Source organism: Streptomyces indicus (assembly GCF_900100315.1).
Lineage (GTDB): Bacteria > Actinomycetota > Actinomycetes > Streptomycetales > Streptomycetaceae > Streptomyces > Streptomyces indicus.
This window is the reverse complement of record NZ_FNFF01000001.1, coordinates 69621-86359: the sequence shown is the minus strand read 5'-3', so window position 1 is coordinate 86359 and position 16739 is coordinate 69621. Positions and strand designations below refer to the sequence as shown.

Here is a 16739-nt window from a genome sequence, read left to right as displayed (position 1 = left end):
GCCTTCCGGGGCTTGTCACATGACACGTTCTTCGCTCCGCCAAACGAGTGAAGTGGCCTGTGGTTACCGCCCGTTGACGCACGTCGAGTCCCGTCGTACGCGCCCTCGGCCCGGCGGAAGATCTCCGCCGGGCCCGCGCCGGTCTACTTCCAGGGGGACGGAGCCGGCGGAGACACCACCGGCGGGCGGTCCTCGCAGGTGATCGTGTTGGGCAGCAGCCAGGGCGCCAGCCAGGAACCGGCCGCCGTCCCGCCGTCGTTGCCACCGCGGTCGGTGAGCGAGAACTCGGACCCGGTGGGCGGGAAGTTGAAGGCCCCGCAGTTGTTGACCCCGACCGCACCGACGTTGCGGGCATCGACGTTCTCGAAGGTCGCCGACCCCTTCACCCGGGCACTGAGCACCGACGTGCCGGTCCCGTCCACGCGGATGTCCTTGAAGTGGGCCGCGGGGATGGCGTACTTGTCCTTCACGCTCCACTCGCTGACCATCATGATCGCGTTGTAGGTCGAGTCCAGGTAGTGGTCCCCGGTGACTCGGATGTCCGCGTCCACGTCGCGGTCGAGGGCGTAGAGCCAGATCGCGCCGAGCCCGATGTTCCAGTTGAGTTCGTACGTGCCGGCCCGCGCGGTCGTGTTGTTCCTGAACTCCAGCTTCCCCGCGAAGGGTTCGGCCCCGAATCGCGCGCCCGCGTGCAGCGCACTGCCCTCGCGGACCGGGTCGGCGACGAGGTTGTGCGCGACGGTGTTGTCCGTGCCGCCGTAGAGCGCGATGCCGTTGGCCAGGACGGGGGACTGGACGGTGTTGTGGTGGAAGGAGTTCCGGGCGTTCGCCTGCTTCTCCGACCACATCGCGAGGCCGTCGTCACCGGTGTTGCGGACGAAACTGTTCGAGACGCTGGAGTCGGTCACGCCGGTGTGGAAGTTGACGGCGTCCGCGATCTGGTCCACCACGATGGTGTCGCTCACGTGCAGGTTGTCCATCGGTCCGTCGAACCACAGCCCGACCTTGGTGTGCCGGATGTGCAGCCCGCGGACGGTGGAGTCGCTCATCGCGCCTCCCACGCCGTTGACCTGGTCGGTGTCGATGCGCTCGCGGACGTCGCCCTCGATCGCGAAGCCGGACAGGTGCACATTGCGGCTGCCGCCGTCAGCGGCGTCGCGGCCGTAGAAGCCGACGCCGGTGTGCAGCGATCCGTCGGGAGCCGGCCGGTCGAGCTTCACCTCCTTGCCCTTGAAGACCGTCCACCAGTTGCCGGCGCCCTCGATCGTCACGTCGTCCACGATGATGTGCCGGTTGACCTGGTACGTCCCCGGCGGCACGTACACCGGCAGGTCGAGGCGCTTGGCGCGCGCGATCGCGCGGTCGAGGGCGGGCGCGGAGTCGCGTCGGCCGGTGGGGTCGGCCCCGTGCAGAAGGACGTTGACGGCCTTGGTGCGCACGTGCGGGGGAGCGACCAGTTCCGAGTCGAGCAGATCGATCACGGTCCAGTCCGCCTTGCTGCCGGCCGGAACGGTGAGCCGGACCTTGTCCCCGGCCCGGTAGGTGTGCGGCAGCCGCATCCGCTGCTCGTCGTAGAAGTGCATCGGCCGGAACGGCTTCTCGATGCGCGGTGCGGGGCTGGTCGCGCTGGGGACGCAGGCGCACTCGGTGATCCACCAGTCGGGGTGCAGCAGGTCCGCGCCGGGGTCGTTCGTGAACGGGTACTGGTTGTACAGCCAGGAGTACTCGGAGGTCAGGGTCATGGTGCGCCGGGACTTGCCGTTGACCGTGACATCGAGCGGCGCCTGGATGCCACCGCCGCCGGGTGCGTCGGGGATGCTGTAGCGCACCGTGATCGCGTTCGCGGCCTTCGGCAGCGTGAACTCGACGTACTCACCGCGCCGGAGCTTCACGGCACTGCGCCCGGAGGCCTCCGCGGGCAGGGTGTACGCGGTGCGGTCCGGGCCGATCCGCTCGCCGTCGGTCACGGCGTTCTCCGCCTCCTGCTCCAGGAACCGCACCTCGGCGCCGCGCCCGCCGGTGAGCGCCGGGTCGAGAGCCGCACGGGTCACCGGAGTCGGGGCGGCCACGGGCCGTTCGGCTGCTGCGGGCGCGGCGGCGCCTGAGGCGGCCGTGAGTCCCGAGGTGGTGAGGGCCAGGACGGTCAGGACGATCAGTGGCCCGGGTCTTCCGGTACGGGCGCGGGAGACGGTCCGTCGGATCAGCGGCATCGGGGCGACTCGTTTCTCTTATACGGCCGGGTGGCTGGGGCCGAGAGGGCCGGCCGGGCGAAGGTGAGGGCGACAGTAGAGCCGCCGGGAACGTGGCGACAAGGGATCTGGTCGCAAAATGTCGCCTTGATGTCTCTGAATTGCGTGTCAAGGCGAGCAAATTGCATCTTGGGCTCGGGTCCGCATCGAACCGCATCGCCAGGACGGACGGCGGCTTTGAGTGGTGCAGGCTCGCTCCGCTGCGGAGGCTACTTCCGTCCCGCCTGTAGCCACAACGACATTTCTCTGCAACTCTCCTGCAAAGCGAGGGCAATTGGGCATCAGGAGAGAGCAAAGGAGTCACCGGACCCATGAGTCTGTTCAGACCCGCACCCAGCGCACCACCCGGACGCGAGGCGGTGTGGCGTGCGCCGCGCATGTGGCGGACCCTCGCCGCCGGTCTCGCCGCCGCCCTGATCCTGCTCGGTCTGCCCGGCCTCGGCGCCATGGCGGCCGGCGGGCCCGACCTCGCCGCGGGCAAGCCCGCAGCCGCCAGCAGCTCCAAGGGCGGATACGGCGCGGCCAACGCCACCGACGGCAACTCCGGTACGTACTGGGAGAGTTCCGGCAGCGACTTCCCGCAGTGGGTGCAGGTCGACCTCGGCCGCACCGTCCGCGTGGACGAGGTGGTCCTCAAGCTGCCGTCCGCCTGGGAGGCCCGCACCCAGACGCTCTCCGTCCAGGGCAGCCAGGACGGCACCGGATTCAGCACGCTCGCCGCTTCGGCGGCGCGCTCCTTCACACCTGGTGACGGCAACACGGTGAAGGTCGGATTCCCCGCCGCCCAGGCGCGGTTCGTCCGCGTGCACGTGACCGCCAACTCCGGCTGGCCCGCCGCCCAGCTGTCCGAACTGCAGGTGTTCGCCGCCGAGGAGACCTCCGCCAACCTGGCGGCCGGCCGCACCCTCAAGGCGAGCAGCCACACCGAGACCTACGCCGCCGCCAACGCCAACGACGGCAACCGCGCCAGCTACTGGGAGAGCGAGAACAACAAGCTGCCCCAGTGGATCCAGGCCGACCTCGGCGCCTCGGTCCGCGTCAACGAGGTGGTCCTGCGTGTGCCCGAGACCTGGGGTGCCCGCAACCAGACGCTGAAGATCCAGGGCAGTGAGAACGGCACGGACTTCACCGATCTGTCCGCGGCCAAGGCGTACCCCTTCTCGACCGCCTCCGGCCACACCGCGACCATCGCGTTCGACACCGCCACCACCCGCTACGTGCGCGTCCTGATCTCCGCGAACGACAGCCAGCCGGCGGGCCAGCTCTCCGAGCTGGAGATATACGGTCCGGCCGGCGGCGACACCCAGGCACCGACCGCGCCCGCCAACCTCGCCTACACCGAGCCGGCGACCGGCCAGATCAAGCTCACCTGGGACGCCGCCACCGACAACACCGGCGTGACCGCGTACGACGTGTACGCGAACGGGGAGCTGCGCAGCACGGTCGGCGGGAGCATCCGGACGTACACCGACACCCAGCCCGCCGACGCCACCGTCACCTACCACGTGCGCGCCCGAGACGCCGCCGGCAACACCTCGCCGAACAGCAACTCCGTGACCCGCAAGGCGGATTCGGGCGACACCCAGGCGCCGACCGCGCCCGCGAACCTCGCGTACACCCAGCCCGCCGCCGGCGACATCAAGCTGACCTGGGGCGCCTCCACGGACAACGTGAAGGTCGCCGCGTACGACGTGTACGCGGACGGCAAGCTGCTCAAGTCCGTCGCCGGTGACATCACGACCTACACCGATCAGCGGCCGGCCGGTGAGACGGTCACCTACACGGTACGGGCGCGCGATGCTGCCGGGAATGTCTCCGGGTTCAGCAACGCCGTGACCCGCCCGGGCACCCTCGAAGGCTCCAACCTCGCGATGGGCAAGCCGATCAGCGCCTCCTCGGTGATCCACACGTACGTCGCCCAGAACGCCAACGACGGCCAGACCTCCACCTATTGGGAGGGCGCCGCCGGCAGTTATCCGAACACGCTCACCGTGAAGCTGGGCGCCAACGCCGACGTGGACGCCGTCGTCGTCAAGCTGAACCCGGACACCGCCTGGAGCGCCCGTACGCAGAAGGTGGAGGTGCTCGGGCGTGAGCAGAAGGCCACCGCCTTCACCTCGCTGGTGGCGGAGAAGGAGTACTCCTTCAGCCCGTCCGGCAACAAGAACACCGTCACCATCCCGGTCTCGGCGCGGGTCGCCGACGTACGGCTGCAGTTCACTGCGAACAGCGGGTCGACGGCCGGCCAGGTCGCCGAGTTCGAGGTCGTGGGCACGCCCGCACCCAACCCTGACCTGCAGATCACCAAGCTGACGCACGCCCCCGAGGCCCCGGTCGAGACCGACGGCCTGACGCTCACCGCGACCGTCACCAACGCGGGAGCCGAGGCGTCCGCCGCGAGCGAGGTGGCCTTCCGGCTGGGCGGCGAAACCGTCGCCACGAAGCCGGTGGCGGCGCTCGGCGCGGGCGAGTCGGCCACGGTGAGCGCCACCGTCGACCCGCAGGACGCGGGCTCGTACCCCCTGAGTGCGGTCGTCGACGAGAAGAACCAGGTCATCGAGGAGAACGAGGGCAACAACAGCTACACCGCCCCAAGTCCCCTCGTGGTCAAGCCGGTTCAGTCCTCCGACCTGGTCGCCTCGCCGGTGAGCTGGTCGCCCTCCGCGCCCTCCGCGGGCAAGGAGGTCGCGTTCAGCGTGGCGGTCAAGAACCAGGGCAGCCAGGCCTCCGCGGCCGGCGACCACGCCATCACGCTGACCGTGCAGAACGCCCAAGGCGACACGGTCAAGACGCTCACCAAGCCGTACACGGGCACCATCGCGGCGGGCGACACCACCACGCCGGTGCAGCTCGGCACCTGGACGGCCGCGAACGGCAAGTACACCGTCAAGACCGTCATCGCCGCCGACGCCAACGAACTGCCGGTCAAGCGCGAGAACAACACCAGCACCAAGCCCCTGTTCGTCGGCCGCGGCGCCGACATGCCGTACGACACCTACGAGGCGGAGGACGGCGTCCTCGGCGGCGGGGCGAAGGTCGTCGGCCCCAACCGCACCATCGGCGACCTCGCCGGCGAGGCCTCGGGGCGCAAGGCCGTCACACTCAACTCCACCGGTTCCTCCGTGGAGTTCACGGCCAAGCAGGACACCAACACCCTGGTGACCCGCTTCTCCATCCCGGACGCGGCGGGCGGCGGCGGCACGAACGCCACCCTGAACGTCTACGTGGACGGGGTCTTCCGCAAGGCGCTCGACCTCACCTCCAAGTACGCCTGGCTGTACGGCGCCGAGGCCTCACCCGGCAACTCGCCCGGCGCGGGGCCGGCCCGGCACATCTACGACGAGGCGCACATCCTGCTCGGCGAGACCGTGAAGGCCGGCAGCAAGATCCGGCTCCAGAAGGACGGCGCCAACACCTCGCAGTACGCCATCGACTTCGTCGACCTGGAGCAGGTGGCACCCGACGCGAACCCGGACCCGGCCTCCTTCGTCGTGCCGGCCGGCTTCTCGCACCAGGACGTGCAGAACGCCCTGGACAAGGTCCGCATGGACACCACCAACACCTTCAAGGGGGTCTACCTGCCGGCCGGTGACTACGAGACCGGCGGCAAGTTCCAGGTGTACGGCAAGAAGATCCAGGTCGTCGGGGCCGGGCCCTGGTTCACCCGCTTCCACGCGCCGAAGTCCCAGGAGAACACCGATGTCGGATTCCGCGCCGAGGCGAGCGCCAACGGCTCCTCCTTCAGCGGGTTCGCCTACTTCGGCAACTACACCTCGCGGATCGACGGCCCGGGCAAGGTGTTCGACTTCCAGAACGTGGCCGACATCACCATCGACAACATCTGGAACGAGCACATGGTCTGCCTCTACTGGGGCGCCAACACCGACCGAATGACCATCAAGAACTCCCGGATCCGCAACATGTTCGCCGACGGCGTCAACATGACCAACGGCTCCACGGACAACCTCGTCTCCAACAACGACGCCCGGGCCACCGGCGACGACAGCTTCGCGCTGTTCTCCGCCATCGACGCGGGCGGCGCGGACATGAAGAACAACGTCTACGAGAACCTGACCACGACTCTGACCTGGCGCGCGGCGGGCATCGCCGTCTACGGCGGCTACAACAACACCTTCCGCAACATCCGTATCGCCGACACCCTGGTCTACTCCGGGATCACGGTCAGCTCCCTGGACTTCGGCTACCCGATGAACGGCTTCGGCACCCAGCCCACCACGCTCGAGAACATCTCGATCGAACGGGCCGGCGGGCACTTCTGGAACGGCCAGACCTTCCCCGGCATCTGGCTGTTCTCCGCCTCGAAGGTCTTCCAGGGCATCCGCATCAACAACGTGGACATCACCGACCCGACGTACAGCGGAATCATGTTCCAGACCCAGTACCTGGGCGGTCAGCCGGTGAACCCGATCAAGGACACGATCCTGCGGGACATCACCATCACCGGGGCCCGCAAGAGCGGTGACCAGTTCGACCACAAGTCGGGCTTCGGGCTCTGGGCCAACGAGATGCCGGAGGCGGGACAGGGGCCGGCCGTCGGTGAGGTCACCTTCCACAACCTGAAGCTGAGCGACAACGCGGAGGACATCCGCAACACGACCTCCACGTTCAAGATCAACATCCAGCCCTGACCATCACCCACCCGGCCCCGGCTGTCCGCCCCAACGGACGGCCGGGGCCCCTTTGGGTTATGGGCAGGGTGTCCGCGACCCGAGACGGCCCCCATGTCGATTCAACAAGTTGTTTAAGGTTGATCGGTTACGCCCGCCCCACCTGCCACCTCGGAGCACGCATGACCGCCCCGCCCCAGCCTGCCCGCCGGGATTTCCCGCACCTCATACGGGTCACCGCCTTCGCCATCGGTGCTCTGCTGGTGCTCGTCACCGTCGGCGGCATGCTGCACCAGCCGCTCCTCATCCCGCCGCTTGCGGCCAGCGCGGCCCTGGTGCACGGCGCGCCGGGGCTGCCCCTGGCCCAGCCGCGCAACGTCGTGGGCGGCCACCTGCTGTCCGCCGCCGTCGGCTTCGGCACCCTCGCGGTGGCCGGCAGCAGCACCTGGAGCGCGGCCGTCGCGGCGGGACTCTCGCTCGGCGCGATGATGCTGACCCACGTGTCCCACTCGCCGGCCACGGCCACCGCGATGATCGTGGTGCTCCAGACCCCCGACCCGGCGCCCTTCCTGGCCCTGCTGACCCTCGGTGCGGGCCTCATCGTGGCGCTGGGGATGCTCCCGGGACGGATCGGACGGCACCCTGTGCGGTACCCGCTGAGCTGGTGAAGGGGCGCCTCGAACGGTTGGCCCCGCAGCGGACCGTCACAGGTGGCGCGGCGGCGCGTTCCGTAGGGCCGAGCGCCGGGCCCACAGCGCGGCGCCGAGGAGCAGCAGGCCCGCCAGTGCGTAGGCCAATCCGTCCACCGCTCCGCTGATCCACCCGACGGCCCAGGCCAGCGACCACACGGCGGCCAGGACCGCGAGTGCCGTCCAGGCCTGCACCCACATGTGCTGACGTGCGGCGAGCCGCTGGGATGTGCCGCGTTCCATCGGGCCGAGGCCCGGATCTGTCTCTCGGCGCTCCTGAGGATTCATGCCGATCCGGGTACCCATCCCTCCGGCGGCATGGCAACCGATCACCTCCGCCGCCGCAGCGAGGAGAGGGCGGAACCGTGGACGCGTTCATCGACCGGCTCGACTACCCCCTGTACGTGGTCACGGCGTCCGCGGACGGCGAGCGCGCGGGCTGCCTGGTGGGCTTCGCCTCCCAGTGCTCCATCGAGCCTGTGCGCTTCATGGTCTGGCTGTCCAAGGCCAACCGGACCTGGCGGGTCGCACGCACGGCCGACCACCTGGGCGTGCACCTGCTCGCGCCGGAGCAGAAAGAACTGGCCGAGCTCTTCGGCGGCCGTACCGGCGACGAGGTCGACAAGTTCGCCCGCACCGCCTGGGCCGCGGGCCACGCCGGGGTGCCCGTCCTCACGGAGGCGTCGGCCTGGTTCGTCGGCCGGGTCGAGCAGCACCTCGACGGCGGCGACCACGTCGGATGCCTGCTCTGCCCCGTCGACAGCGGAACGCGGCCGGACGCACCGCACAGCACACTCCGTCTCAGCGACGCCGGGGACATTTCCCCAGGCCATCCAGCCGACTGACCCGGACCCGGCTATGCGCCGAGCGGGGACGGGTCGCACCCCGTGGCGTTCCGTCCGATGATCGAAGAGAACCGGCGCCGTCGCTCCCGAAGCGGATCCCGTCTGTTTGAGCGCCGCCGGACCGGTCACGCGGGAGTGGTCGAGGGCCCCGACGCGGCCCGGGACAGACGCCAGGCACACGGAAGGAACTTTCTCGTGGACGAGCCCATCACCCAGGCGACGACCACCGACTCGGGCGCCCCGGCCGAGAGCGACGAACACTCGCTGACCCTGGGCCGCGGGGGACCGATCCTGTTGCAGGACTCGTATCTCATCGAGCAGATGGCGCAGTTCAACCGGGAACGGATCCCCGAGCGTCAGCCGCACGCCAAGGGCAGCGGCGCCTTCGGGCACTTCGAGGTCACCGCCGACGTCAGCCGGTACACCAAGGCCGCCCTGTTCCAGCCCGGCACACGGACCGATCTGCTCATCCGGTTCTCCACCGTCGCGGGGGAGCGCGGCAGCCCGGACACCTGGCGTGACCCGCGCGGCTTCGCGGTGAAGTTCTACACCTCCGAAGGCAACTACGACATGGTGGGGAACAACACGCCGGTCTTCTTCGTGAAGGACCCGATGAAGTTCCAGCACTTCATCCGCTCGCAGAAGCGCCGCGCCGACAACAACCTGCGCGACCACGACATGCAGTGGGACTTCTGGACCCTCTCACCCGAGTCCGCGCACCAGGTCACCTGGCTGATGGGGGACCGGGGCATCCCGCGCACCTGGCGCCACATGAACGGCTACACCTCCCACACCTACATGTGGATCAACGAGCAGGGCGAGCGCTTCTGGGTGAAGTACCACTTCAAGACCGACCAGGGCGTCGAGTTCTTCACGCAGCACGAGGCCGACCAGATGGCCGCCGCCGACACGGACTACCACACCCGTGATCTCTTCGAGCACATCCGGGACGGCGACTTCCCGAGCTGGACGCTGTACGTGCAGGTCATGCCGTACGAGGAAGCGGCCGGCTACCGCTTCAACCCCTTCGACCTGACGAAGGTCTGGCCGCACGGCGACTACCCGCTCATCGAGGTCGGCCGGATGACCCTCGACCGCAACCCCACCGACAACCACGCCGAGATCGAGCAGGCGGCCTTCCAGCCGAACAACTTCGTGCCCGGCATCGGCCCCAGCCCGGACCGGATGCTGCTGGCGCGCCTGTTCTCGTACGCGGACGCCCACCGGTACCGGATCGGCGCCAACTACCAGCAGCTGCCGGTCAACGCGCCGGTGGTGCCCGTCCACACGTACTCAAAGGACGGGGCGATGGCGTACCGGAAGACCACCGACCCGGTCTACGCGCCGAACTCGAAGGGCGGCCCGGCCGCCGACACGACGCGGTACGGGACGCCGCCGAGCTGGTACGCCGACGGCCACATCACCCGGGCCGCGTACGTGGACCACCCCGAGGACGACGACTGGGGGCAGCCCGGAACACTGGTGCGTGAGGTCCTCGACGACGCCGCGCGCGACCGGCTCGTGGACAACGTGGTCGGCCATCTGCTCAACGGGGTCAGCGAACCGGTCCTCGAACGTGCCTTCGCGTACTGGTCGAACATCGACAAGACGATCGGCGAGCGGATCGCCGCGGGCGTACGCGCCAAGGCGGACGAGAAGGACCCCAAGGCGGCGGAGCAGGCCAACCCGGCGCGCACGAGCATGCAGGAGAAGGCCTGACCTTCGGGTCGGGTTACCGGGTGAGCGGTGGGTGCGGTCCCGCTGACGCCGGCGGGACCGCACCCTGCGCGGGACTCACCCCAGCAGATCGGGCGAACGCAGCATCTCCGGCGGGATGTTCCACGCGTCGACGAGGCCGGACGCGAGGGGACGGACCTTGCGGCACAGGTCGTTCACCTCGCGCCGGATCGCCTTCGAGCGCTGGCCCGACAGGCGGCCGTGTTCCATGAACCAGGCGCGGTCGTTCTCGATCGTGCTCAGCGCGAAGAGGTCGAGGAGCAGGCCGAGCGCCACCTTCTCGTCCCCGTCGGGAAGTTGCCGCACGCGCTCGACGAAGGCCTCCAGGACCAGCCGCTCCACGTGCGCGCCCGCCACCGCGATCACGTGGTCCTGCACCTGCGAAAACACGTTGCCCGGGTGCGCGCCTTGGTCCACGCCGCGCTTGAGGCGGCGCGCCACACCCGCCAGCATGTGCTCCTCGCGGAAGCGCAGCATCGCCAGCTGGTACTCCGAGTCGAGCAGACCGGCTTCCTGGTCCCACTTGTCCTCGCCCGGCAGCAGATCGCGCACGCGCTCCAGGAGCTTGTGCGCCGAGGTCCGCTCCAGGAGCGTCTCGATCGCCAGCCCCGTGACGTAACGGACCATGCCCCGCTGGTCGAGGTCCTCGAACTCACTCGCGTAGTGGGTGAGAAGACCCTTCGCCACCAGTTGCAGCAGAACGTGGTTGTCGCCCTCGAACGTCGTGAACACGTCACTGTCGGCCTTGAGCGCGGCGAACCGGTTCACCCCGAGATACCCGGCGCCCCCGCAGGCCTCGCGGCACTCCTGGATCGTGCGGGTGGCGTGCCAGGTGGCGAGCGCCTTGAGGCCCGCAGCCCGTGACTCCAGCTCCCGCCGGGCGAGTTCGTCCTCCGCACCTCCGGAGAACACCTCGTGCAGCCGCGTGCGCACCGCGTCCTGGGCGAAGTGCAGCGCATACGTCCGTGCCAGGAGCGGCAGCAGCCGGCGCTGGTGCACCCCGTAGTCGAGGAGCAGCTGCTCCTCGGTGTCCGAGGCCGCCGTGAACTGCCGCCGCCGGTCCGCGTACTTGACGGCGATCGCCAGGGCCACCTTGCTCGTGCTCACCGCCGCGCCGGCCACGCTGACCCGCCCCTGCACGAGCGTGCCGAGCATCGTGAAGAAGCGCCGCCCCGGGTTCTCGATCGGGCTGCGGTACACGCCGTCCGGGGTGACCTCGGCGAAGCGGTCGAGCAGCGCCTCGCGCGGCACCCGTACGCCGTCGAACCACAGGCGGCCGTTGTCCACGCCGTTGAGCCCCATCTTGCGCCCGTCGTCCTCGATGCGGACCCCGGGCGCCGGCTGCCCGCCGCTGCGCACCGGCACCACGAAGGCGTGCACGCCCTGCTGCTCCCCGCCCACCTCCAGCTGCGCGAACACCACGGCCAGTTCGGCGTGCCGGGCCGCGTTGCCGATGTAGTCCTTGCGCGCCTGGTCGTCCGGCGTGGTGAGGACGAACGACTGGCTTTCTGCGTCGTAGCGGGCCACGGTCCCGATCGACTGCACGTCGGAGCCGTGCCCCGTCTCCGTCATCGCGAAGCAGCCCATCAGCTCGCCGGTGACGAGACGGGGGAGGTAGACCTCGTGGTGGCGCTCGGTGCCCAGGTGCAGGATCGCCCCGCCGAACAGTCCGAACTGCACACCGGTCTTCACGAGGACCGACAGATCGCCGAAGGCCAGCGTCTCGAACGCGGCGATCGACGCGCCGACGTCACCGCCACCGCCGTACGCCTTCGGGAAACCCATGCCGGTCTGCCCGGTCGCGGCCAGCTCGACCACGACGTCCCGCACGCGTTCGCGGAACGCGTCCATGCCGAGCCGCTCGGCGTCCTCGAGGATGTCCGCGTACGCCGTGAGGTTCGTGCGGACCAGATCGCGGACCGGGGCGTACTCGCCGTCGAGGAGAGCGGCGAGCGCCTCGACGTCGACGGTGGGCTGCACGTATCCGGTCGGGGAAGCTGTGTCTTCGGTGGCCATGTGGTCCGGCTACCCGCCGGTAGCGCGATCGACGCGTGACGCGCGCCGCAACAGCCCGGACCGGTCGGCCCGATACGCCGAATGCCGCGGAGACCGGATCGGCATCCCCGTCGTCGTCCGCACCGGGGTGTGTCTTGACTTCACAAGACCCTCGCGCCAACCTCACCGGGCACTTGCTCACACCCCGTGAGCCTCCGGCCAGTTGCTCCGCACGCGCACCGCCCGTACTTGCACCGCGCACCGCTCGTCCCCGTACCCCACACCCCGCAGGGAGCGATACGCCATGCCCGAAAACACCTCGGCCGAGCCGCCCGTCAGACCCTCCCGCCGCACCTTTTTAGGTGCCTCGGCCGCCGCGTCCGTCGCCGTCGCCACCGGACTGCCCGCCACGGCGCAGGCGGCCGCGCCGCCGGTGGCGGGGGAGTTCGACGTGGTCGTCGTCGGCGCCGGCGCGGCCGGCATGACCGCCGCGATGACCGCGGCCGCGCGCGGCCTGAGCTGCGTGGTGGTGGAGAAGGCGGGCACCTACGGCGGCTCCGCGGCCCGCTCCGGAGCCGGCATCTGGATCCCGAACAACTCGGTGATCCGCGCGGCGGGCGTCCCGGACACCCCGCAGAAGGCCGCCACCTACCTCGCCGCCGTCGTCGGGGACGAGGTGCCGCGCTCCCGGCAGCAGGCCTTCCTCGACCACGGTCCCGCGATGCTCGACTTCGTGATGGCCCGCAGCCCGCTGAAGTTCCGCTACATGGAGGGCTACAGCGACTACTATCCAGAGCTCCCCGGCGGCCTGCCCGGCGGCCGGTCCATCGAGCCCGACCTGCTCGACGGCCGCGTGCTCGGCGCCGAACTCGACCGCCTCAACGGCGCCTACATGCCGGTCCCCGACGGCATGGTCGTCTTCAGCGCCGACTACAAGTGGCTCACCCTGTCCCTGGTGAACGCCAAGGGCTTCGCCGTCGCCAACGAATGCCTGGCCCGCGCCACGAACGCGGCCCTGCACGGCGTCAAGCCGCTGACCATGGGCCAAGCGCTCGCCGGCGGTCTGCGGGCCGGGCTCCTGCGGGCGAACGTACCGGTCTGGCTCAACTGCCCACTCACCGACCTGCACCTCGAGAACGGCGCCGTACGCGGCGTCATCGTCACAAGAAACGGCGCTCCCGCCCTGGTCAGGGCCCGGCGCGGGGTCATCGTCGGCTCCGGCGGCTTCGAGCACAACGCGGCGATGCGCGCCCAGTACCAGCAGCAGCCCATCGGCACCGACTGGACGGTCGGCGCCAAGGAGAACACCGGCGACGGCATCCGCGCCGGCGCACGGGCCGGCGCCGCGCTCGGCCTGATGGACGACGCCTGGTGGGGTCCGGCGATCCCGCTGCCGAACGAGCCGTACTTCTGCCTGGCCGAACGGACCCTGCCCGGCGGCCTGTTGATCAACCAGGCCGGCGCGCGCTTCGTCAACGAGGCCGCACCGTACAGCGACGTCGTGCACGTCATGTACGAGAAGAACCCCACCGCACCCGACATCCCGGCCTGGCTGATCGTCGACCAGAACTACCGCAACCGCTACCTGTTCAAGGACATCGCGCCCACCTTCGTCTTCCCCGACTCCTGGTACGAGTCCGGCGCGGTGCACAAGGCCTGGACCCTCGACCAGCTGGCGCGCGACATCGGGGTGCCCGGGGCGGCCCTCAAGTCCACCGTGCACCGCTTCAACTCCCTTGCCAGGGACGGCAAGGACCCCGACTTCCACCGCGGCGACAGCGCGTACGACCACTACTACACCGACCCCGGCGTGACCCCGAACTCCTGCCTGGCACCGCTGTGGCTCGCCCCGTTCTACGCCTTCAAGATCGTGCCCGGCGACCTCGGCACCAAGGGCGGGCTGCTCACGGACGCCCGCGCGCGGGTGCTGCGCCCCGACGGCTCGGTGATCCCCGGTCTGTACGCGGCAGGCAACGCGAGCTCCGCCGTCATGGGGCGCAGCTACGCCGGTGCCGGCTCTACGATCGGCCCGGCCATGACCTTCGGCTACATCGCGGCCAACGACCTGGCCGCCTGAGCCCCCGCGACCCGGACACCTGACCTCCCACCCGAACTCCGCCCGCCCGGCGCGCGTCGCAGGGCGGGCGGCTGTCGTACGGGCGGCTGGCTGCGGTACGGGCGGCTTCGTTACGGCGGCGCACACGCTCCGAACTTCCTCTGCTGTCACACCTCTTGCGGAGCAGCCACCGCTGCCAATAGAAAGGAAAGGTTCCTATCAATCAATGGGGGTAGGGACGACCGGGGTTCCGCACCTCTCCACCCACGGTTCCGCACGTCATGTAGCGCCGAACTTCCCTGCCGGGCACGGCATTTGGGCTGCCCGGCCAGACGAGAAACCGGAGAAGCACATGCCACTCCCCACTCCGCGACGGCGATCCGCGCCGTCCGGATCGCGGCACCGCACCACAGAACACCGAAGGCGCCGCAGGTCCGGCATCCGGATCGCGCTCGCCATGGTCCTCGCCGCCGTCCCCGCGGTGATCCTCCTGAACACCAGTCAGGCGGCGGCTCCCACCGGGCTCGACGACCCGGTGAAGAAGGAGATCGCGATGCAGCTGGTCTCCAGCGCCGAGAACTCCTCGCTCGACTGGAAGGACCAGTACGACTACATCGAGGACATCGGAGACGGCCGCGGCTACACGGCCGGCATCGTCGGCTTCTGCTCCGGCACCCACGACATGCTCGAGCTCGTCGAGTACTACACCTCCCAGGTGCCGAACAATCCGCTCGCGAAGTACCTTCCGGCGCTGCGCGAGGTGGACGGCTCCGACTCGCACGAAGGCCTCGATCCCGGCTTCACCGACGCGTGGCGCGAGGCCGCGCAGACCACCGCGTTCAAGGAGGCGCAGCACCACGAGCGCGACCGCGTCTACTTCAACCCGTCCGTCGCGCAGGCCAAGAGCGACAAGCTCCAGGAGCTCGGCCAGTTCATCTACTACGACGCCATCGTCATGCACGGCGAGTCGGGCTTCGAGTCCATCCGCGCCGACGCGCGCTCGAACGCGGACACACCTGCCGAGGGCGGCAACGAGACCGAGTATCTGCACGCGTTCCTCGACGCCCGCGTCGAGGAGATGAAGAAGGAGGCCGCGCACGAGGACACCAGCCGCGTCGACACCGCGCAGCGCGTTTTCCTGAACAAGGGCAACCTGCGCCTGAACACCCCGTTGTCCTGGCACGTCTACGGCGACCCGTTCGAGATCACGAAGGACCCCGTCCCGTCGGATCCGGGCCCCTCGCCGAGCGAACCGGGAGGCCCGCAGCTGATCTCGCGGGGCAAGCCCGTGGCGGCCTCCTCCAGTGAGGACGCGACCCTGACCCCGGACAAGGCGGTCGACGGGAACACGTCCACCCGCTGGGCCAGCCAGGAGGGCGTCGACCGCCAGTGGATCCGTATCGACCTCGGTGAGGGCTCCACGGTGAACCGTGTGAAGCTGCTCTGGGAGGCCGCGTACGCGAAGACCTACCGCGTGGAGATCTCCGCCGACCGTACGACGTGGACCCGCCTGGCCACCGAGACCGCCGGCAACGGCGGCACGGACGACTGGACGAACCTGAACGGCAAGGGCCGCTATCTGCGCGTGTACGGCACGGTGCGCGGCACCCCTTACGGCTACTCGCTGTTCGAGGTCGAGGTGTACGGCAGCAGCGGCTCGGGCCCGGGCCCGACCGACCCGCCCACCGGAGCGTTCACCGTCGTGGGCGCGGGTGACATCGCCGACCAGTGCACCCAGAGCGACGCCAACTGCCAGCACTTCAAGACGGCCGCGCGGGCCGAGGCGATCAATCCCGCCTTCTACATCACCATGGGCGACAACCAGTACGACGACGCCCACATCGAGGACTTCGAGAACTACTACGACAAGTCCTGGGGCCGCTTCAAGGCCAAGACGTATCCCGTGCCCGGCAACCACGAGTCGTACGACGACTACGAGAACCGGGACGAGAAGGCCTACCGCGAGTACTTCGGCTCCCGCGCCACCCCGCAGGGCAAGATGTGGTACTCGTACGACCGCGGCAACTGGCACTTCATCGCCCTCAACTCCAACCGGTTCGACGAGGACGAGCAGATGGACTGGCTCGCGGCCGACCTCGCCGCGAACACCAAGAAGTGCGTGGCCGCGTACTGGCACGAACCCCTCTTCTCCTCCGGCGACCACGGCAACGTGCCGGTCAGCAGGCCCGTCTGGGAGCTCCTCGAAGGCGCCGACGTGGAGCTCGTGCTCAACGGCCACGACCACCACTACGAGCGGTTCGCCCCGCAGACCCGCGACGCGCAGGCCGACCCGAACGGCATCGTCGAGATCATCGGCGGCGCAGGCGGCAAGGACCTGTACGGGCAGGGCGACACGGTCCAGCCCAACTCCGCCAAGCGGATCTGGGACAAGTTCGGCGTCGTGAAGCTCGACTTCACCGACACCGGCTTCCGTTCGCAGTTCGTCGAGACGAACGGCACCGTCCTCGACACCAGCCCCACCTACTCCTGCCACTGACCGCCCCCCACCGGTGTCCCGGCCCCGCCTTCGCGGTGCGTGC

Annotated in this window: 9 protein-coding genes and 1 pseudogene; 7 read left to right on the top strand and 3 right to left on the bottom strand. The window is 69.7% G+C overall.

Going from position 1 to position 16739, the window contains the following annotated elements; translation table 11 throughout:
• Positions 1-143 precede the first annotated feature (143 nt).
• Complete coding sequence (locus tag BLT97_RS00385) at positions 144-2210, bottom strand: glycosyl hydrolase family 28-related protein (protein ID WP_093606601.1); 2067 nt, start codon at positions 2208-2210, stop codon at positions 144-146.
• Between the two features lie 416 nt (positions 2211-2626).
• Between BLT97_RS00385 and BLT97_RS00380 the strand changes: the two genes are divergently transcribed.
• Both BLT97_RS00380 and BLT97_RS00375 read left to right on the top strand, forming a co-directional pair.
• On the top strand, positions 2627-6898 hold the full coding sequence (locus tag BLT97_RS00380) for a discoidin domain-containing protein (RefSeq protein WP_176953662.1): 4272 nt from the start codon (positions 2627-2629) through the stop codon (positions 6896-6898).
• Between the two features lie 161 nt (positions 6899-7059).
• On the top strand, positions 7060-7545 hold the full coding sequence (locus tag BLT97_RS00375) for an HPP family protein (RefSeq protein ID WP_093606600.1): 486 nt from the start codon (positions 7060-7062) through the stop codon (positions 7543-7545).
• A gap of 36 nt (positions 7546-7581) precedes the next feature.
• Here BLT97_RS00375 and BLT97_RS00370 read toward each other — a convergent pair whose 3' ends face one another.
• The gene (locus tag BLT97_RS00370) at positions 7582-7854 is read right to left on the bottom strand and encodes a hypothetical protein (protein ID WP_093606599.1); all 273 of its coding nucleotides are present in this window, start codon (positions 7852-7854) and stop codon (positions 7582-7584) included.
• A gap of 77 nt (positions 7855-7931) precedes the next feature.
• Here BLT97_RS00370 and BLT97_RS00365 point away from each other — a divergent pair, with 77 nt between their 5' ends.
• On the top strand, positions 7932-8411 hold the full coding sequence (locus BLT97_RS00365; protein ID WP_245769074.1) for a flavin reductase family protein: 480 nt from the start codon (positions 7932-7934) through the stop codon (positions 8409-8411).
• A 195-nt stretch (positions 8412-8606) separates the two neighbouring features.
• On the top strand, positions 8607-10130 hold the full coding sequence (locus BLT97_RS00360) for a catalase (protein WP_176953581.1): 1524 nt from the start codon (positions 8607-8609) through the stop codon (positions 10128-10130).
• A gap of 75 nt (positions 10131-10205) precedes the next feature.
• On the opposite strand, the gene BLT97_RS00355 is transcribed toward BLT97_RS00360, so the two are convergent.
• Positions 10206-12164 (bottom strand): acyl-CoA dehydrogenase family protein, encoded by a 1959-nt coding sequence (locus BLT97_RS00355; RefSeq protein WP_093606597.1) that lies wholly within the window; start codon positions 12162-12164, stop codon positions 10206-10208.
• A 283-nt stretch (positions 12165-12447) separates the two neighbouring features.
• Here BLT97_RS00355 and kstD point away from each other — a divergent pair, with 283 nt between their 5' ends.
• The 3 genes and pseudogenes from kstD to BLT97_RS38350 all read left to right on the top strand — a co-directional run bounded on the left by kstD (position 12448) and on the right by BLT97_RS38350 (position 16696).
• Complete coding sequence (gene kstD / locus BLT97_RS00350; RefSeq protein ID WP_093606596.1) at positions 12448-14220, top strand: 3-oxosteroid 1-dehydrogenase; 1773 nt, start codon at positions 12448-12450, stop codon at positions 14218-14220.
• Between the two features lie 331 nt (positions 14221-14551).
• Positions 14552-15409, top strand: a pseudogene (locus BLT97_RS38355) (chitosanase); the annotation flags it as partial.
• A gap of 78 nt (positions 15410-15487) precedes the next feature.
• Positions 15488-16696 (top strand): discoidin domain-containing protein, encoded by a 1209-nt coding sequence (locus BLT97_RS38350; RefSeq protein WP_245769160.1) that lies wholly within the window; start codon positions 15488-15490, stop codon positions 16694-16696.
• Positions 16697-16739: the final 43 nt, after the last annotated feature.

Bases quoted from the DNA above. Each gene is read 5' to 3' on its own strand.
- BLT97_RS00380 (WP_176953662.1), top strand. From the start codon at position 2,627: ATGTGGCGGACCCTCGCCGCCGGTCTCGCCGCCGCCCTGATCCTGCTC.
- BLT97_RS00375 (WP_093606600.1), top strand. From the start codon at position 7,060: ATGACCGCCCCGCCCCAGCCTGCCCGCCGGGATTTCCCGCACCTCATA.
- kstD (WP_093606596.1), top strand. From the start codon at position 12,448: ATGCCCGAAAACACCTCGGCCGAGCCGCCCGTCAGACCCTCCCGCCGC.
- BLT97_RS00370 (WP_093606599.1), bottom strand. From the start codon at position 7,854: ATGAATCCTCAGGAGCGCCGAGAGACAGATCCGGGCCTCGGCCCGATG.
- BLT97_RS00355 (WP_093606597.1), bottom strand. From the start codon at position 12,164: ATGGCCACCGAAGACACAGCTTCCCCGACCGGATACGTGCAGCCCACC.
- BLT97_RS00385 (WP_093606601.1), bottom strand. From the start codon at position 2,210: ATGCCGCTGATCCGACGGACCGTCTCCCGCGCCCGTACCGGAAGACCC.